Annotated in this window: 12 protein-coding genes; 5 read left to right on the top strand and 7 right to left on the bottom strand. The window is 40.3% G+C overall.

The genetic code is table 11. From position 1 onward, the window contains the following. Positions 1-81 precede the first annotated feature (81 nt). Both H6G76_RS01070 and H6G76_RS01065 read right to left on the bottom strand, forming a co-directional pair. Complete coding sequence (locus tag H6G76_RS01070) at positions 82-306, bottom strand: Uma2 family endonuclease (protein ID WP_190694377.1); 225 nt, start codon at positions 304-306, stop codon at positions 82-84. Positions 307-470: 164 nt separating this feature from the next. Further along, complete coding sequence (locus tag H6G76_RS01065) at positions 471-1,448, bottom strand: DUF1517 domain-containing protein (RefSeq protein ID WP_190694375.1); 978 nt, start codon at positions 1,446-1,448, stop codon at positions 471-473. A 1,384-nt stretch (positions 1,449-2,832) separates the two neighbouring features. Between H6G76_RS01065 and H6G76_RS01060 the strand changes: the two genes are divergently transcribed. Beyond that, a complete protein-coding gene (locus tag H6G76_RS01060) occupies positions 2,833-4,044 on the top strand; it encodes a glycosyltransferase family 4 protein (protein WP_190694374.1) in 1,212 nt (403 codons plus the stop codon). Here the strand turns inward: H6G76_RS01060 and thiS are convergent. Both thiS and H6G76_RS01050 read right to left on the bottom strand, forming a co-directional pair. After that, entirely contained in the window at positions 4,041-4,253 is a 213-nt protein-coding gene (gene thiS / locus H6G76_RS01055; protein WP_190694372.1) for a sulfur carrier protein ThiS, read from the bottom strand. The two genes, H6G76_RS01060 and thiS, sit on opposite strands and share 4 nt — an antisense overlap. A 46-nt stretch (positions 4,254-4,299) precedes the next feature. Further along, positions 4,300-5,418, bottom strand: coding sequence for a thiamine phosphate synthase (locus tag H6G76_RS01050; protein ID WP_190694370.1), 1,119 nt, complete (start codon positions 5,416-5,418; stop codon positions 4,300-4,302). A 248-nt stretch (positions 5,419-5,666) separates the two neighbouring features. Between H6G76_RS01050 and H6G76_RS01045 the strand changes: the two genes are divergently transcribed. The 3 genes from H6G76_RS01045 (at position 5,667) to H6G76_RS01035 (ending at position 11,080) form a co-directional block, all read left to right on the top strand. Beyond that, on the top strand, positions 5,667-7,622 hold the full coding sequence (locus H6G76_RS01045; protein ID WP_242056278.1) for a DUF1565 domain-containing protein: 1,956 nt from the start codon (positions 5,667-5,669) through the stop codon (positions 7,620-7,622). 341 nt (positions 7,623-7,963) lie between these two features. Continuing rightward, the gene (locus H6G76_RS01040; protein ID WP_190694369.1) at positions 7,964-10,192 is read left to right on the top strand and encodes an ATP-binding protein; all 2,229 of its coding nucleotides are present in this window, start codon (positions 7,964-7,966) and stop codon (positions 10,190-10,192) included. 84 nt (positions 10,193-10,276) lie between these two features. Beyond that, positions 10,277-11,080, top strand: coding sequence for a hypothetical protein (locus H6G76_RS01035; RefSeq protein WP_190694367.1), 804 nt, complete (start codon positions 10,277-10,279; stop codon positions 11,078-11,080). A 48-nt stretch (positions 11,081-11,128) separates the two neighbouring features. On the opposite strand, the gene H6G76_RS01030 is transcribed toward H6G76_RS01035, so the two are convergent. Then, on the bottom strand, positions 11,129-11,338 hold the full coding sequence (locus H6G76_RS01030; protein ID WP_190694365.1) for a hypothetical protein: 210 nt from the start codon (positions 11,336-11,338) through the stop codon (positions 11,129-11,131). Positions 11,339-11,706: 368 nt separating this feature from the next. Continuing rightward, a complete protein-coding gene (locus tag H6G76_RS01025; RefSeq protein ID WP_190694363.1) occupies positions 11,707-17,052 on the bottom strand; it encodes a translocation/assembly module TamB domain-containing protein in 5,346 nt (1,781 codons plus the stop codon). A 411-nt stretch (positions 17,053-17,463) separates the two neighbouring features. On the opposite strand from H6G76_RS01025, the gene H6G76_RS01020 reads away from it, so the two are divergent. Next, positions 17,464-18,000 carry a universal stress protein gene (locus H6G76_RS01020; protein ID WP_190694356.1) on the top strand — a complete coding sequence of 179 codons (537 nt, stop codon included), beginning with the start codon at positions 17,464-17,466 and terminating at the stop codon, positions 17,998-18,000. 196 nt (positions 18,001-18,196) lie between these two features. On the opposite strand, the gene H6G76_RS01015 is transcribed toward H6G76_RS01020, so the two are convergent. Beyond that, positions 18,197-19,312, bottom strand: a complete 1,116-nt coding sequence (locus H6G76_RS01015; protein WP_190694353.1) for an ATP-dependent 6-phosphofructokinase — start codon at positions 19,310-19,312, stop codon at positions 18,197-18,199.

Here is a 19,312-nt window from a genome sequence, read left to right as displayed (position 1 = left end):
CCCATAGACAGACAATTTTTAATCTCATACCAATTTGAAAAAAGAATGCGACACATAAATAAGACCCCTCCCCAACCCCTTTCAAGGGCAGGGTGCCGTCAGGCGGGTGGGGTATCCGTCGCAAACATTATTTGAATTGGTATCACTTAACTTCCGCGACAAAAACGCGATAACTTTTTCATGTTCTCCTGTTGGAGGTGGCATTTCAAAAAATACTCCTCTATGCAATTCATACCATTTATTATCATTAGGATACCATTCGATAAATTCATCAAATGTTATGGGTTTGGTTAAAGCTTGGCTCATAGTTTTTTGTTTGTGAGAAAGGCTAAAGCTAATTCTCTATATTGTAAAACCCGCTTACAGGAACGGTTTAATCTCCTGAGCGGGTTATAAAAATTGAGTTTTGTAAATTGAGCAATAACTAACGCTTGATTTTGGACTTAGACGTTATTACCCCAGCAACCGAGTTATACCACTTTCAAATCGGGATACTCTGCTAGCAAATCATCGGAAGTTAAGGTATCGCCTTCAGCTTGAGGAGTCCACAGCACTTCAATTGCTAACAGTTGCTCACTAGGAAGACTACCAATTTGCCGCAAAGCTTGGCGTAAGTCATCTGTGGTGTTGATAGTTGGGATTTCAAATCTGCCTAAGGTTGCTGCTAACAAAGTAACAATGATGTATTCCCCAGGGCCTTCGCTAATTAGACGTGTTGGGTTGTCCAGTTCACCACTAGAAGGCAATGCATCTTGAGTACGAGCTGCTTTTAGTTGGTTATTGAAATTAGAAAGAGTTTCTTCGCTAAATTTGCTGCGTTCTGCCAGTGCTAAACGGTTGAATTGACCTTCAGCAGAACTTAACTTTGCTTGTTCGGTACCACCGCCTGCATATACCCAATATTCAGGATGGCGGAGTAAAGCTAGGCTAGTTTCTTGTAAAACTTCTGCTCTGCCTTCGGGAGAGTTGGTATCAGCAAATTCGGCAATTTTGTTGAGTTCGGGTTGCAAATCACGGGCTTGAGCTAACAAACCAACTTGCAAACGAGTTACAGAAACATTCGGGTTGCTGCTGTAACCTACTTCTTCAACATCTCCACTGCTAGCACGACGGAAACTTTGGACTAAAAAGTTAGCGATCGCAATAAAGATTAAAATCGTAAATAGACCGCCAAATCCTCCGCCAATACCCCAAAACGGAAGTATGAACGGAAAGCCAAAACCACCGCCAGGATAGGGCGCGTAATATCCGCCACCACCAGGAGGTGCGTATGTGCGCGGTGTATAAGTACGGCTAGAAGGAACTCTAAACGAACCCCCGCCAATACGACCACCACTGCGGGCAGCTAACGCTCCGTCAGCATGACCTAGTGCTAAAGCTAAAACTAAGCCCAGGACAAAGACAGTTTTTAACAGAGGTTTGATTGTTTGTTGTATTTTTTTACGCATAACACAGTCGCTTGAAAAATTTTATTGCTGATGATTGCATCCTATGCTGGTAGGATTCTGCGGTATGTAGCTGATGCCAGCCCGCGACTAGTAAGCGAGTATTTAATTGGCAGTAGCTTTGTGTAACATCATTAAGTTGCTGCTACATCTTCAATTTACCGCGTCTTATCCTAGATACGCAGCAGACGCAGGAGAGATTTCTGTAGTAGATAACCGTACCTTACAACCTATGGGTTATCGTAGGAACTTTGGAATCAATTAATAATTTCCCTAAAATCTGGCGCAGGGGGGAAGTTAGGGGCTAGGAAGTAGAGGCTAGTATTTTTTACTCATAGTATTTCTGGGTGACACTGCGCTCAATCTAGCTTTTGGCAACGCAAAGGAACGCGGAGGTGCGCTGAGGTTTTATCGAAACAATTTGCTCTGTCCTAAAATAATTAGGCGCATCTTATAGAGAATTGGTATCACAACCAAATATGGAAAAATTTTTTCTCTAGCCCCTCATATTTATTGAACATTTTGGCTGCACTTAGTACATGGCTTAGGTTAATCTGTCGTTATTAACTATTTTTAGTATCTTGCATAGCTATTGTTCTGAATTTCCTTGGCTATAATTGCCCATTTATGTTTCGTAGATATTATTTGAATTGCCGTAATTGTTACCAAACTATATAATTAACACATACTTCATATAAATAAGTATTAAATCTCCATATTTAATGATCTAGAATATTTTTAAAGCTTGGTAAATACATTCACTCAAATAAGGATTGAGAAAAATGCTTCTCACAGCCCGATACAACAGAGTGGTAATTATGGATGCTGATATATTTTACCTGGATAAATTGATTAAATTTTGTAAAAAATATAGTAGTTTTTGGTTGACAACAACCAACGTTATTACTTTGTGAGAATAAATAAATTTTTCCACAGAATAAAATTTATTTATTCTCACAAAGCTGCAACTAATATATATAGGCAGTATGGTCTTTTTACAATGTATGTTGGTTAAAAGGCTTTCATCAGGGAAATTCGCTCTTACGGTAATAAATTTTCTAATGTAGCCATAGCAATAAATTGTTGCTCAACATATAGTAGAAATAGCAATAATAGGAATCAGGGGTTGAAAAGCAATTGGTTTATTAAAATTACTTGGAGTAAAAGTATCGCCTACAAAGTAGTCAGAAATTTATGAGTAGTAATTACTACCAATAAGTCAGTAAATGCTTTAATCTGGCTGTTGATGTTTCTGCGATCGCAAATTTTGAGTGGCAACATCAACCAGCAAAGGTGCAACCGAGTTGGTAACTGTGATTAGCTGCACTCTCACTTAACTTTAGCATTCATAATTACAAATTTTTAAGTTAAAGTTACCCAAGTTAACATGGAACATATTTCTCAACTAGCAACAACTGTCAGAGAAAAAGATGCATATCCAGATATTCTAGTTATATCGCGTTTGTTCTTACCAAAAGAGGCCGTTATAGGGGAATATCTCTATAATCGTTGTCTTCAAGATCCAGAGCGCGTAATTGTTTTAACTGCCAGTTGTGCAGGTGACAAAAAGTTTGATCAGACTCAACAGTTCCCTATCTATCGTTGGCCAAGTTTTCAAGACTGGCTAGGTAATTTTTGGGCGAACTTGTTTAAGCCACTGATTAATTTAGTCTCGTCATTTGTGCTAGCGATCAAACTTTATTTCCGCTATCACTATCGTTATATTGAATGGGGACATGGCTACGAATTTCCTTCACTTTTATTATTGAGCTATCTTTTACCTATCCGTTTTTTTATTTATTTACATGGGAATGATATTCGCTCTGGATTAGGCAATCCTGTGTGGCGATCGCTCTTTAAATTAACATTGACACGCGCCACTGGCATTGTTTGTAACAGTTCTTTTACAAGAGATTATTTAAGAAATAATTTCCGCTTACAAACCCCCACCCATGTAATTCATCCTGTAATGAGACCAGAGAAATTTGGTGTCAGTCCCAACCACAGCAATCTGGATGATTTACGGGTGCAGGTGCGTCAAACTTACAATATTCCAGAAACAGCAGTTGTCATCCTTTCTGTCGGACGGCTGGTAAAACATAAAAGCTTTGAGCGCGTTATTGAGAATTTACCGTTATTACTGACTATTGGAGTGGATGTTCATTACATCATTTGCGGTCAAGGCCCTTGTGAATCAGAACTGCAAACTCTAGCACAACGCCTGCGTGTAGATGGGCGAGTACACTTTGCTGGTTATGTCCCAGAAAGGGAATTAGCAGGCTACTATGCTGCTTGTGATATCTTTGCCATGCTGACTTTGAATGATGCCAAAGCTAGATTTATTGAGGGTTTTGGTGTGACATATTTAGAAGCAAGCTACTTTGGTAAGCCTGTAATTGCTTCGCGTAATGGTTCTGTGATTGAAGTAGTTAGTCATGAAGAAAATGGCTTACTAGTGAATCCTCAATCTGGGTACGAAGTTTTTCACGCCTTTAAACGCTTGTGTCAAGACCAGCAATTGCGAGAACAATTAGGTCGCAAAGGTAAAGAATTAGCTAGGCGCAAAACTCTTCACCGGATGCTTTATCAAGAAAATTAACCACCGCCAACAATGGTGACTACCTCCAAGCGATCGCCTGGTTGTACGGTAGTTTGTGACCAAAATTGGCGATGCAAAATTTCACCGTTATACTCCACCGCTACTAAGCGGGGATTAAAACCCAACTGTTGCAGTAAATCGGGTAAAGGAGTTTGGGATGAACAACTGCGCGTTTCCCCATTTACCTGAAGACTAATTTGCTCGGACATAAATTTTTGAAAAAGGGACTAGGGGCTAGTATTTTTAACTCAGCACTTAATTGTGTGTAATTTCTGGTTGTGGTTTGATCCGATTCAGCTGAGACAGTAAATATTGAGTGACTAGAGTTGGTTGTTCAGCCTGCATGAGCGATCGCACCACTGCTACGCGTTCGGCTCCGGCATCAATAACATCATTGATATTATTGGCATCGATCCCACCAATGGCAAACCAGGGAATAGAACTATTTTGGACGGCGTACCGGACATATTCTAAGCCAGCCGCAGCTTTACCTAATTTTGTCGGAGTTTCGTAAACAGGGCCGACACCGATATAATCGGCACCTTCCGCAATCGCCTTTTGCATTTCTTCCGCATTAGTGGTGGAACGACCAATTAAGCGCTGAGGCCCCAATAATTGCCGCGCCAGAGCGATTGGTATATCCTGTTGTCCTAGATGTACACCATCAGCATCTACCGCTAAAGCCAAGTCTACGCGATCGTTCATAATCAACAGTGCGCCGTAAGCATGACATAACTGCCTCAGTTTTGTTGCTTGTTCCAGCCGCACAGTATCATCAGTATTCTTATCGCGGTACTGTACCAGAGTCAATCCGCCTTTGAGTGCAGATTCTACCGTATCTAACAAAGTTTCTGACGGAGATGTTACCAGATATAAATGCGATCGCCACAGCAATTGATGTCGCTGATAACCCATCAAATTAGTTTCTAGGGTATAAACTCGATAGCGCATCTGCTTACAAGCTTTTCCCATGTTTGAGCTATGTAGCTTGCCGTATTCTTCCAACACCCGCAACGCTTCTTGGACACGGCAAAAGTTTGCTTGCAACAAAGACTTAATACCAGAGCGTTGTTCTTCTTGAGGGTGTGACAAATCCGTGCCAGCATCCCCTAGTGTATCTCGTGCCGCCCGTATTTCCGCCGTATGCCATTTAGCCAAGTCTTGTCGCAGGTATTTACATTCCCCAGCTAACTGGGCATTATTTAAACCAAAACGACACCACTCCTCGATGATGCGTAAGCCTTCACGAGCGCGGTCTAAATTAGCATCTAATATGCGGTAAACAATTTGCTGTATTTGCTCTTTTTGGCTATACGGCTCGACCATTACCACAACTCCATTAGTGCTTTTATCGTAACAGTCAGCCTCTTTCATATGTGCAATGTTTTTAGCATTATTAATTTATTAAGTAAAACGTATCAGGGATTAGTTACTGAGTATTAGATGCTAGGTCTTGGGAAGACTTTTTTCCCGTCCCTATTCCCTATTCCCCATTCCCTACTCCCTTCATTAATTACTTTGTCTTTAAAATAGCCAATAGGTCAATATTGTGGGTAACATTATCGACATATCAGTGTCTAAGGGTATAAGACTTTATTGTTCTTTCCAGGAGTCTTGTAAAAATGTTTTCCCCCATTATGTTTAGTCAACATCGTAGACTAGCACTCAAGCTTAGAGCTTCTGATAAACCACATCCATCTCTGGACTTAGCTATACTTATAGCTTTTGGTTACTCAGCTTTGCTTTGTACGGTTGGTGTGGGAGTGACCGGCTTAACGTTGCTGACGATCAACGGCAGCGTCGTTGCTCAGGTACCATCTATATCAGATCGAATGCCCCTGGGTGAAAGAACACTCTCTCAGGTTCATGCAGTGTTTGTCAACCCAAGTGTCGGAGATGACACAACAGGTAATGGTAGCGATCGCACCCCATACAAAACTATTACCCAAGCTCTGCGAGTTACCACAGGCAATACAGTTATTATGCTGGCTCCTGGTACTTACAGTACAGAAACAGGCGAAGTGTTTCCATTAATGCTAAAAGCTGGTATTTCCATTCAAGGAGATACAACTAACAAAGGCAGTGGAATTATCATTCAAGGAGGCGGTGCATACCTTAGCCGCAGCTATGGCGGGCAGAATGTCACGATTGTGGGCGCAAACCAAGCCGGATTAACAGGGGTGACAGTCACTAATCCGAATCTCCGTGGTTATGGGTTGTGGATTGAATCAAGCAACCCAGTAATTGCCGAAAATACATTTACAGGAAGTACTCAAGATGGAGTGGCCGTTAGTGGTAATGGCAATCCCACAATTAGTAAAAATTATTTTTATCGCAATGGAGCCAACGGCATCACCCTCAGTGGTAATTCTCAGGCGAAAGTGCAAGAAAATATCTTTCAAGAAACAGGTTTTGGGGTAAATATTACTCAAAATGCGGCTCCTATGGTCATAGGTAATCAAATTAAAGATAATCGGGCAGGAATTTTAGTCCAAGGGAAGGCGCAGCCGATTTTACGGCATAATGTCATTGAGGGTAGTAAAGAAGATGGTTTAGTAGCGATCGCCCAAGCGATGCCAAACTTAGGTAGTGCTACGGAGGCTGGTAGTAACGAATTTCGCAATAATACCCGCTATGATATCAATGCCAGTGCTGCCAAGCAAGCGATCGTAGCTCCTGGGAATACCCTCACTAGCGAAAAAATCGCAGGCAAAGTAGATTTTAATGCTCAAGCCCCCACTGTTGAAGATAATTCTCAACCAGCGACATCTAATAACATCATCCCTGTCACTACTTCGCGTGAAGAAATCAGCTTTTCTTCCCCTGAAATCACAACATCACCCAAAAATCCGATTGCACCTACCGATAACGCTCAACCTGCTACGCCTAATAACATCATCCCTGTCACTACTTCGCGTGAAGAAATCACTTTATCTCTCCCTGAAGTACCAAAAACCACCAATCCAGTAGCAAAACTACCCAGAAAGCCTATTGCGCTTAGATCTAATCCAAAACCACTCACCCCGCCCACTGGTGGATTCCCTGTTCCCAGCAGTTTAACTGCACAACAACCATTGCCTAAAACTCAAGTCACACCACTGCCAGTTTTGCAATCAGCATCACCACAGTTAAATTACGTGCAGATTAACCCGAACACCATCGAATTTGCTGCACCCAATTCTGATGTGCAACCTACTCAAGGTCAAGCATCAGCATTAACCATACCCCAACCAGCATCCAGCATTAGAGAAACTCCTTTACCAGTTCCAGATGGCAATGTTCCCCTCGGCAATACTCGCAATCTGCAAAAAGTCCCAGTTCCGCAAACTAATACAACTGCTTACAATCAAAGTTATTTGCAGTCTGTTAGAGGCGTGCGTTACCGCATCATAGTAGAAGTAACCAACGACCAAGAACAGGAATTAGTGAGATTTGTTGCTCCTGGTGCATTTTCCACAATCTGGCAAGGGCGGAAAGTTATGCAAGCTGGAGTATTTAGCGATCGCACTAACGCTGATGAAATGTTAAAAACACTCACCAGCAATGGCTTACGAACTATTATTGAGCCGTTAAATTAAATTAAAAATTGATCGATTTATAGGATTAGTATTTGATTTTTGAAACAAATCAGACATTGTTACTTGCCTTCTTTTGGGTTACCTATTGCCTGACTACACAAGTATATTCAGTAATCAAATCGGATTCCTATATCTGTATAGAAAAATGGCATCTACCTAAATAAGTTACCAAACAGCCTGTGTAAACAGGCTGTTTTTTTATTACTTGAAATTCTAATATGAGCAACCTTTATAAAATTAGCCATTTTAGAAAATAACAGTAATTTGTGATACCCCATTACAAATTATGGGAATACTAACCTCAGCGATGTAATCCTGATTTGCCAAGTGGTACTTAACCCGTGAAGAATACTGATGTTAGATATTCCTACAAGCTACCTCTACGTCTGTTTCTAATTGTACCCTTTGTCATCCAAATTTTTGGGGCTGTAGGACTTGTAGGATATTTCTCCTTTAAAAACGGACAAAAAGCAGTATCAAGTTTAGTTGGTGAAGTAATGCGTAGAAGTAGCGGTGCCGTAACTCAGCATCTTGATAGCTATCTCGCAACTCCCCACCAAATTAACCAAATAAATGCTGACATCATTCAACAGAAAAGGCTTGACTTACAGGATTTAAAAAGCTCTGGATACTATTTCTGGAAACAAGCTCAAACTTTTAAAAATATCAGTTGGATAGGTTATGTACTGCCTACAGGTAAAGGAGCCGGAGCGGGACGCTTGAAAGAAGGTCAAGATGCCTTAATTAATGAAAGTTATGCTCAAAAAGATTTCACTTACGCTACTGATAATCAAGGAAATCGCACCCAGTTGCTGTATAGCACTAATTATAATCCCTTAACTGATACTTGGTATGCAGATACAGTCAAAGCAGGCAAACCAATTTGGAGTCGAATTTATCCTAGTGAAGGGTTTGCTAGTGAAGGGTTGAATTTTGATGGATATGTAGCAGCTTCCGCTAATTATCCCATCTACGATCGTAACCAAAAGCTGGTTGCTGTGATTGGGGTAGATTTACTTTTATCAAATATTAGTGATTTTCTTCGGAATTTAAATATTAGCCCTAATGACAAAATTTTTATTATTGAACGGAATGGGTTATTAATTGCTAATTCTTTGGGACAACCAAATTTTCAGACTGTAAAGGAAGAAATAAAAAGACTTAAAGATACTGAAATCCAAGACCCATTAATTAAAGCCACAGCAAATTATCTAAAGCAAAAGTTTAGAAATTATCAAACAATATCAAAACACGAAGAATTGGAGTTTGAGTTTGCTGGCAAACGTTATTTTATCCATGTTACAAACTGGCGGGATCATTTTTCTTTGGACTGGATAGTAGTTGTTTTATTGCCAGAATCAGATTTTATGGAGCAAATTGATGCTAATAACCAAACTACTATTTTATTGTGTGGTTTAGCCTTAGGCGCAGCAACATTATTAGGTATGTACACTTCCAGATGGATTAGCAAGCCAATTTTAATTTTGAGCAAAGCCAGTAAAGCGATCGCATCGGGAGATTTAAATCAACAAGTACCAGCTAATAAAGTTGCAGAACTGGATATGCTTGCCTCATCTTTTAATAAAATGGCAGCACAGCTAATCTCAGCATTTAAAATTTTAGAACAAAATAATGTCGAATTAGAAAATCGTGTAGAAGAACGTACTGCTGAACTCAAACAAGTTATTACCGAACTTCAGCAAACCCAAGCTCAATTAATTCAGACAGAAAAAATGTCTAGCTTAGGCATGATGGTAGCAGGTATTGCTCATGAAATTAATAACCCAGTTAGTTTTATTCACGGCAACATAACCTATGCCAGAAGATATGTAGAAGATTTATTTAAATTAATAAATGAATATCAAAAATATTATTCAAATCCATCACCAGAAATAACAAAAATAATCAATGATATTGAACTGGATTTTTTAACATCAGACTTAACAAAAATTCTGGGTTCAATGGAATCGGGAACCCAAAGAATTACAGATATAGTTATTTCATTGAAGAACTTTGCTCGCCTTGATGAAGCTGAATTCAAAGCAGTTAATATTCATGAAGGCTTAGAAAGTACCTTAATGATTTTAGATCATCGCTTAAAAGGTATAGAGAGTAATTTTAAAATTACAGTAGTTAAAGAATATGAAGATTTACCTATTATAGAGTGTCATCCTAGCCAAATAAATCAAGCATTTATGAATATTATTGCGAATGCGATCGATGCACTAGAAGAAAAAAGTCGTTCAGTTACATCAGAACAAGGTTTCCCATATTCTAATTTTAAATACGAAAATCTGAATTCAAAATCCCCAATGATTTTAATCAAGACTCAGTTAATAAATGAAAAGAACGCAACAATTACTATTGCTGATAATGCTTTAGGGATGACAGATACAGTAGCTTCAAAGCTATTTGACCCATTTTTTACTACTAAATCTATAGGTAAAGGCACAGGCTTGGGTTTATATATCAGCTATAAAATTGTGGTAGAAAAACACAAAGGAAATTTAACGGTTAATTCTCTACCAGGGCAAGGATCTGAGTTTGTTATTACTATTCCAATAAACTAATTTTTAGTCAATCCTAGTTAATAATACTGTTGACTATTAGTACAAAAGGAAAAACACTAATATAAAACAAAATAAGCAATAAATATGATAAATAACCTAACAAATCAAAATAAAATCAACAGCAGTATTGCTAGTAAATCCCCTTGTATTTCTTACTACAATATGCGTAAATCTGCACGGATAATGCGCGATATAACTTTATGCTATTTCCCTATTTATAATTTAAATACAGTTGACTTTTTTCAGTATTATGCAATTTTAGGATTTATAGAAGCACTGATATATCAAGCAGACTTTGAAGTAGAGACTGAACAACATCAACAAATTCCACTTCAGAAATCTTCTTGTTGGTCAGCAAAACAAAGTATTATTTTGCAACTAGTAAAAGAACTTAATCTTGAACATTGGTCTATCAAATATTATGTAAATAAACTAGCAGAACTATGTGATCTGGAAACCAAGTTAGTCACAACCAAAATTTTTACTCATGCTGATATTTCTCAAATAAATGAGTTACGTTCTTCTGATTATCGACTTTTACACAGTCTTCTAATTCAAAGCTTAGGTAAAGATTACGATAAAGCCATCTTTGATGTAATGTGGCCTATCGAAATTGTTACAGAAATATATGATGATATTTATTCATACAATAGTGATGTCGTAGCTGGAGATTTTAATACTTATGATTTATTCGTAAAACTGTATGGGCAAGAAGCTCCAAAATTTTTAGAAGCAGAGATGGATCGCTATGAAAAAATGTTTTATGATATTGTTGCTCAATTACCTACATATTCTCAACAGCTTTTCCATTCTATTTGGGATCAAATGCAGCAGATTTACCCACGTCCAAAAATCCCTCAGCCAATCTATATTCATCGCCAAAAATAGAGTAGCTCAGGTTTTAGGTGAGTCTTCAATTTGGCAGTAACCTAAAAATCAATCGTCTAGCAAACTCATCAACGCTTGCAATTCAGGGTCTTGCGATTGGGATAACTTATATCGTAATTCTAAGATTTGATTTTCTAATGCTTCAGCTGTATAGACCATATTAGATTCTTGAGCTATTTTTAGCTGACTTTCTTTAATTCTGATTTTTCTCAACAGGTCGTTCACAATATCAACTGATTCACAATCTTGAGAAATCATAGTCTAACACCTATTAAAATTTTGAAAGTCAAGTTCAATTACTATTTGTTTTATCTAGGATTGTCGCTACGTTTGAATTTTGAAAAAAATTATACAGGGTTATGGCTCAGGCTAGCCATCAAGTTATTTTTCTTTAAAAAACTTGTTGATTCACAGCTTGCACCAAGCGACTGAAGTCGCGGCTACACGGACAAAACCCGCGAAGGCGGGTTTCAAACCTTTAATTTTTCGCGCTTTCAGGTGGTCACTGAGCTTGTCGAAGTGCGGACGTGCGTTTGTATAGCCGAGCGAATGGAATTCGCTGAGGCTAGGTGCAAGATGTGATAGCATTTCACCAAATAAACGACTATCGTCCTTCTGCCTTCTAGTTAAAATCGAGTTTCATAGTTTAATAAGAATAAACTTTCATTGTCTAAATTAGTTGAGCCACGTATGAGAATTTCATCATTGAGACGATAAAGTAGGTTGTATCGTAAAGATTCATCACTAGAGAAAGCTCGTGATAAAGAGACAGAAAAGTTACGGTTGATATTAAAAACGCCCTCTGCTGATAAATTGAGAACTGAAGATCTCCTGGATGCTTGATTAGTAGCAGGGGTAGGATATATGCGAAATTCATTAAAGCCAACAGCTTGCCCGATCGCAGTAATAGTTCCTTGCAAACCACCTAAAATAGTAGAACTGGCAAAATTAGTCAGCCCTTGTGCTGCATCTCCTGTTTGCGCGAAATTATTCAGAATTGAACCACCCAGCAAAGCTATGATTTCTCCACGGCTACGAGCAGGTTCACTCGTGAGTTCGAGATTGTTTGCTAATTCGCTCGCCCTACCTGTCGCCGTTGCTCGAACCCTAACGGTGCGTAAAGTCCCAAAGTTGTAAGCAGAAACATCACTAATTTCCCCAGACAAAGGTGATTCTAAAGTTCGATTGTTCGTTGGCGATGCTTCAGGTACAATCGCTAGCAGTCGGACATTTAAAGTCGGGTCAAGTCCTCCTTGGCTGGGAGTAAACTTTGCCGTGTGTTCATAGCCGCGTTCTAAGGTGAACTGTGTTGTAAATAAGTTGACTCGTCCTCCTGTCAGACGAATGGTTCCTTGGGGGAGAGGCTTGGCTAATGTACCGTTAATCGTCAAGTCACCTTTTGCCTGGAAGTTGAGTAGCGGTTGACTAAATGCGGCTCCTCCCGGTACAAAACCCAGTAGGGACTGCGTACCAACGCTAACGTCATCGCCTAAAATCAAGCGTAAATCTGTAAACTCCACAGGTAAGTTAGGCCTAGTTGCAGTACTAGTATTAGCTGCTGTTGTGGTTGTTGTTGCAGTACTAGTATTAGCTGTTGTAGCGTTATTCGCTTCTGATAAAGTTACTGTGGTAATTTTATTTGCTGTTGTGGTTGCTGGTTTTGAGCTAGCAGTGGCAGTTTTGCCAATCGTGACTTGACCATCTTTGAGTTCAATTTCTCCTCCAATTACAGGATTGAGTGCTGTTCCGCGAATAACGGCATCCCCACTAACACCACCTTTATACAATCCTGGAACTTCAAAATCTAGTTGTTTTTCTATTGAGACTGTGAGGGGATTTGATACAGTTTGCCCAGAAAAAATCGGTAGAATTCCTGAAGCAGTAATTAACCCCTCATTATAATTGCCCTGAAAGCCTTCAACATTCACCGTCCTACCATTAAATTGCACTGTCCCTGCGACATTAGTTAGTGGTTCTTGTAAGGCTTGAGCGCGAAAAGTCGCATTATTGAGTGTGGCATTTCCATTAATAATTGGCTGGTTAAGAGTACCGCCAACGTTGACATTCACCTGTCCTTGACCATCTACCCAACTAACTTGATTATTGGTCAGCAGGTTTAACAATGAAAGACCTTCATTGCTGACATTAGCGTTGATGTTAATTTGATTACTGGGTTGCACTGCTACAAACGGCAACGGAGCAGGTACGCTACCTTTAATGGTAACTGGTTGTGTCCCTGTTAACAGCAAAGTACTGTCAAAGTTCACACGAGCATCGTTGTAATCAAAGTTTACTTGGACTGTTTGTACAGGTTGTTGGTTTAATGTTGCATTTGCCAGCGACACTTGCCCATTAACTCTGGGGTCTTTTAAACTGCCTTGCAAATTAGCTACAGCATTTACTTGACCTGTGACATCTACAGGATATCTGTCTATGATGGGCTGAAAAAGTGATAAGGGTAAGTTTGCTACATTCAACTGTCCTGCTAGTTGGTCGGTTCCTAATTGTCCGGAAAAAGCGACTGAGCCTTGATTTATGCCAAGACTTAATGGCGATAGTGTAACAACACCATCGGCAAAGTTACCATTAGCAACGACTTGATTAATGGAATATTCACCCCATTGCCAGTTCGCACCTTGAAGATTAAAGCCAGCATTTAACCCCGTCTTCAAGGAACCACTGGCTGTAACTACACCACTCAAAGCACCAGTTAATTCTGCCAGGGTAGGTAAATTAGGTGCTTGTTTTTGTTCTTGTCGCTGTTGTTGGGCGAACGCATCTGTTTGTTTAGAAAAATATGCTAACTGCGTTTTTAAATCTGCATTGGGCAATCTCCGAGGTGTCGTGTCAAGTACCTCTGCACCAGCCAATGTTGGGGCTTCTAACCCACTACTCAAATCGCTAAAGTCAAATATATTAAGAGCTTGTAAGATTCTTTCTACTTTAGTTTGATTTAAGTTAGCTTGGACTGCAAATTTAGGGTCGTTTCCAGTTTGTAAACTACCACTGAGGGCAATGTTGCTGTCTCCTAAGCGCAATAGACCGTTACTTAAGCTAGCAGTGCCGTCAGCATAGTTGATATTACCGCGAAATTCATCGGCGGAAACTCTGGCAACACGCGGCCCAGCGATCGCTACATCACCATTCACGGCATAATTATTTAAATTAACCACTAAATTGCCTGAGAGTTGCCCTGCCAAAGGTTTCAATCTATTATTAGGTACAAAACTACTCACAAGAGCGATCGGAAACTGTTGAGCATTGATAATTAAATTATCTCCCTCGGTTCTGCCTGTAGTGACAGCCTCATCACGCTTAACTAAAAATGAGGTTGGGCGATAATTTGCATTTAAATTAACTGCTATCCTATCTTGTGTGCCAGCCAATTGCAGACTTGCTCCCTGGCCGCCTTGAAAATTGACATTCCCTGTTAAAAGCGGGTCAAATGTTAAGTTACTTACCTCGAAATTCTCTAGGCGGATATTACCATTGGCTTGCGGTGTATCAGGAGTGCCTGTAATTCGGCCATTAAAATCTAGTAACCCGGCTAGTTGAGTGTCTCCAGGGATTTTAAAACCAGTGTTTTGCAGATTGAAATTCTGGGCTGTGACATTTAAATTAAAGCCAGCAATTTGCGGTGTACCTTTTTGGGGTAATTGTACAGCGATCGCACCATTAGCACTAATTCCGGGAGTAGTCGCACGCTGAACAATAATTTGCTGTCCATTCCACTGAAATTGGGCTGTCAAGGGCTGTGCTAACTGCGCTACCCCTTGCGATGCGCGAATTTGCCCAGCCGCACGAATATCTGCAAGTTGGAAAGATGCGGTAGTTCCAGCCACCTGTACATTACTACTAAGTCTTCCTCTTAGTTGTGGCGAAAAACGATTGAGTGGAATTCCCTCAGCGTTGGCAAGCAGTTGCCAACGACCAGAATTCAAACTAATATCTCTGAGGTTAACTCTACCCCCTGCCACATTCAAGTTTGCCTGTCCTGAAGCTTGAATAGTCGTAGGTTGAAAAGAAGTAGTGCTTCCTGACAAATTCAACGCTGCATTGCGTAAAACTCCCTGGAATTGGGGCGGAATTTGACCAAAACGGTTCAATTGCAACTGTTGGGCATTCACAGAAGCTTGCCAACGTTGCTGTGCAACTCGACCACTGGCTGTGATTTTACCGCCTGCCACATTCAAAACAGCATTCGGGAAGACGATATTATTTCCTTGTTGAGCAATGACAACTTGCCCGGTGGTGGGATAGGTAGCAGCAGGTGCTTGTATTTGCGCGACTGTTCGCAGATTACCAAGAGAGCCAGTAACTTTTGCGTTTGCAGATACGATGCCCACTTTGATTGTAGATGAATTGTTGTTTGTTTTGGCGATCGCATCTCCTGGTAAATTTTGAGCTTGCACATTCAACAACACATTGCCTTGGGGTGCAAGTTGAAGTTGACCACTCGCTAAAATTTGCCCTCCGGCTGGCGGTCGCACTTGCACACTAGAAATATTCATTGCTAAAGGCTGTTTGCCAATAGCACCAGTAATTTCTGCCTTAGCTGAGATATTGCCAATATTAATTGGCGGCGTAAAGCCGTAGGTGCGGGCTAGTACATCCCCAGATACACCCTCAACTGCCACATTAAATTTTGCTTGATTCCCTAGTGTAGCTTGACCGCCGCCTGTGATTTGACCGCCTGCTGTGGGGACTAGCCTTAAATTTGAGACTGCAAGTTGAGTTCCAGCTTTAGATACCCCCACGCGAAAGTCAGTATTGACAGCTTGGAATTGTAAACGGTCAACTTGAATAGGTGTGATGTTTTTGGCTGTAATGTTGAGGACTGGCTGTTGCAGGGAACCTTGAACTTTAACGTTGGCTTGGACTGCGCCAGTAGCGACGACTGGTGACTTGACTCTAAAAGTGTCTAATAGATTTTTAGCCGTGACTGATTTGATTTGAGCCGCTAGGTTAAAACCTTTTTTAAGATTAACTTCACCATTGGCTACTAAAGGAACTTTACCAAAGTTTGTCGTGAGATTATTTAAAGCGATCGCCTCACCTTGAAATATTAATTGACCATTAGAATTAGAAAACCGTTGGGGAACATTTTGAATTTGAGCCGTAACCCCATTGGCAAAAGCTGTTCCGGTAATGGCTATATCTGACAGTTTAGGCGGAATTTTGACTGCTAAATCTGCATTTACGCGACCTGCTTGTAAAACAATGGGTAACTGAATTAATCGGCTGACATCAGATGCAAGTAACGTTTGTGCTTGAACTTTAAGATTAGTTTCTTGGGTTTTGGGTTGCGTTTCACCAGATATTTTTACTGTACCGCCTCTGGTAAGTTGCCCATTTATGTCATAACCAATCTCTTGGTTATCTGGTGCAAATCGAGCCACACCACTAAAATTATCTATGACTACCGAACCTTTTGGACTTGTAGGTGCAGGCGCGGGCAACAATTCCACATTCCCATCAATAAGACTCAGTGATTGCAACTGAGTTTGAATAACACCTTTGCCCTCTTGAGATTTCACTTGGGCTGTTACCCAACGCCCATCTTTATCTTGCTGGATATAGACATTGGGCTGAACCAGTGTGACATTTAATGGCAATGTCCGAGAGAAAAGGACTGGTAAGAGTGAGAATTTTACGTCAACAGCTTTTGCTGTTAGCTGGTCTGGGTCTGTGGCGGTTGGTGGTATTGATAAAGAGCTAAATCTTAGACTAGAAAGGGAAAACGCATCAACTCTACCTAAATTTATCGGTCGCCCCAGCAATTGCTCAAGATTGGTTTCTACTAACGGTGCTAAATCGTTATATACATACCTTCTTCCCCACCAGATGCCATAGGCAATTCCAATGAGTAAAATGATTGCGATCGTCAGAGTAATACGTCTAATTACGAGAAGATATATTAAACTACGTATAGCTCGTTCTTGATCATTGCCTGAGTTTGGAGAACGCGTCATTTTCGTTACCAATACCGCTATTGAGTAACAATAACTTATTACTCTAGAACAAAATAGTTGTTTTTCCTAACTGCTAAAAACTTATTTTAGATAGATTAGTAATTCATCCTTATAGTAGTTGACATATAAACTTACTAACCCTGTGTAAGAATCAGATTTGATTACTGAACGAGGTAACAGGCAATAGGCAATAGGCAACAGTCAAAAAGGCGGTCATAATGTTTTGATTTTTTTCAAAAATCAAATGTCTCAATATATAGAATCTTTTCAATATGCCGTTAAAAGGCAGTACCTTCACAAGTTCCTCAACTCATTTTCTTATAAACATAATTGTCAGCGAGAGGTAATTAGCAAACGCTCCCGTCATAACTCGCTAAAAGCTTGAGCAAAATAGTTTTGAGGCAAACTCATATGTTTGATAAAATACTGGTTGCATTAGACACATCTATTAGTAATAGGAGTGTATTTGAGGAGGCACTTATCCTTGCAACGGCTTTACACGCTAACCTGACGTTATTGCACGTACTATCTTCACAAGAAGATGGATGCCCAGATATTTCTTTACTATCTAGTCCTGAATATTACATGGGGCTAGGAATAAGTGCCGAAGTTTTGGAGATACAGCGAAAGCAGTGGGAAAAGTTTGCCCATCAGGGGCTAGAGATGCTGCGATCGCTCGCAGATGAAGCGATTACCAATGGTATCAGTACTGAATTTATCCAAAAACCAGGTAGCCCTGGGCGCACTATCTGTGAAATTGCCCGTGATGGCAAATTTGACTTAATTGTCATCGGGCGTAGGGGTCGCTCTGGCCTTGCTGAGTTATTTTTAGGCAGTGTCAGCAATTACGTCGTACACCATGCTTCTTGTTCAGTCTTGACTGTACAGCATCCTGTTAATGCAATTGCCAGTCCCCAATCTAAAAATTTAGAGGTTCTTGCTTCATAAGAATTCCAATAGAAATTTGGGGAAAGGGTAAGAACAAGTCTTTGCCCTTTCTCCGATTTTTATAAGAACAGAACTTACGCCATTTCACCAAATAAATATTTCTCCTCTGCCTCATCCCCTGCCCCTCTGCGGCCTTAATGATAAGTCTTTAACCGGACAAGATATGAGAGGTCTTTTACGTAAGTCCTAAAGAAATCTAATGAATTAAAGCTTCAACAAACTCTTCCCTTCTATTAGGTATAGCGGTGAAATCTCCTATATAAGTACCAATAGAACGTGCTGTCTCTACTAAATAACCATGTGGGTCTACTCCAATAGGACTTTGCTGTAAAACTGCTTCTAAAGGCACATTCACAACTTGACCGTTTTGCCAAGCAACCATTTGCCCATAATTTTGTTGTGCGATTAAGTCTACTGCGGCTTTACCAAAGGCTGTGGCTGTCAGTCGGTCTAAAGCTGAAGGTATACCGCCTCTTTGGATATGTCCTAACACAGAAACCCTGATATCCCAATTAGTGGGGTAAAGCGCGAGTTGATCGGCTATATATTGACCCATACCGCAGATTGGTTGCTGACCAGCACCATTATTACAGGATGATGTTTGAGTAGGTTTGATCCCTTCTGCTACTACGACAATGGCAAATTTTCTTCCCCAGCGATCGCGCAATTCATTAATCTGCTGGTAAACTGCCTCAATAGAATAGGGAATTTCTGGAATTAAAATGCAATCTGCACCGCCAGCAATACCTGAATGTAAGGCTAAATGACCAGCTTTTCTACCCATGACCTCGACAATCATAACGCGATCGTGACTTGCGGCGGTATAAGTTAAACGGTTTAGTGCATCAGTAATCGTATTGACAGCAGTATCAAAGCCAATTGCTCGTTCTGTTAAGGCTACGTCATTATCGATGGTTTTCGGAATCCCAACTAAATTCCAATTTCCTTGGCAAGCAAGCTGATGCAGAATATTGAGACTGCCATCTCCACCAATGGCAATTAGTGCATCTAGTTCTAATGCTTGATAACCAGCATTAAGTTCATCGGCATGGGTTAAAGTATCACCGCGATTAATAGTACCTAAAATAGTGCCACCCATACTTAATAATGGATCGATACCATGTACATCTAAACCATGCATATTTAAGTGGCTGGCCTTACGCTCAAGTAAGCCTTGCGTAGCATAAGGAATACCTAATACTTCCCAACCATAAGTAAGTGTGGCATGGCTGACGACGGAACGAATCACAGTATTCAATCCAGGGCAATCTCCACCGCTTGTTAAGATACCTATCCTATTGTGTTTTTGCAT

This window comes from Nostoc sp. FACHB-152 (genome assembly GCF_014697475.1).
Lineage (GTDB): Bacteria > Cyanobacteriota > Cyanobacteriia > Cyanobacteriales > Nostocaceae > Nostoc_B.
Note: the sequence above shows the minus strand (reverse complement) of the source record. Positions and strands in the feature narration are given on the sequence as shown.

What these genes read in the sequence shown, in the direction of transcription:
- H6G76_RS01070 (WP_190694377.1), bottom strand. Translation starts at nt 306, where the DNA reads ATGAGCCAAGCTTTAACCAAACCCATAACATTTGATGAATTTATCGAA.
- H6G76_RS01065 (WP_190694375.1), bottom strand. Translation starts at nt 1,448, where the DNA reads ATGCGTAAAAAAATACAACAAACAATCAAACCTCTGTTAAAAACTGTC.
- H6G76_RS01060 (WP_190694374.1), top strand. Translation starts at nt 2,833, where the DNA reads ATGGAACATATTTCTCAACTAGCAACAACTGTCAGAGAAAAAGATGCA.
- thiS (WP_190694372.1), bottom strand. Translation starts at nt 4,253, where the DNA reads ATGTCCGAGCAAATTAGTCTTCAGGTAAATGGGGAAACGCGCAGTTGT.
- H6G76_RS01050 (WP_190694370.1), bottom strand. Translation starts at nt 5,418, where the DNA reads ATGAAAGAGGCTGACTGTTACGATAAAAGCACTAATGGAGTTGTGGTA.
- H6G76_RS01045 (WP_242056278.1), top strand. Translation starts at nt 5,667, where the DNA reads ATGTTTTCCCCCATTATGTTTAGTCAACATCGTAGACTAGCACTCAAG.
- H6G76_RS01035 (WP_190694367.1), top strand. Translation starts at nt 10,277, where the DNA reads ATGATAAATAACCTAACAAATCAAAATAAAATCAACAGCAGTATTGCT.
- H6G76_RS01030 (WP_190694365.1), bottom strand. Translation starts at nt 11,338, where the DNA reads ATGATTTCTCAAGATTGTGAATCAGTTGATATTGTGAACGACCTGTTG.
- H6G76_RS01025 (WP_190694363.1), bottom strand. Translation starts at nt 17,052, where the DNA reads ATGACGCGTTCTCCAAACTCAGGCAATGATCAAGAACGAGCTATACGT.
- H6G76_RS01020 (WP_190694356.1), top strand. Translation starts at nt 17,464, where the DNA reads ATGTTTGATAAAATACTGGTTGCATTAGACACATCTATTAGTAATAGG.
- H6G76_RS01015 (WP_190694353.1), bottom strand. Translation starts at nt 19,312, where the DNA reads ATGCAAAAACACAATAGGATAGGTATCTTAACAAGCGGTGGAGATTGC.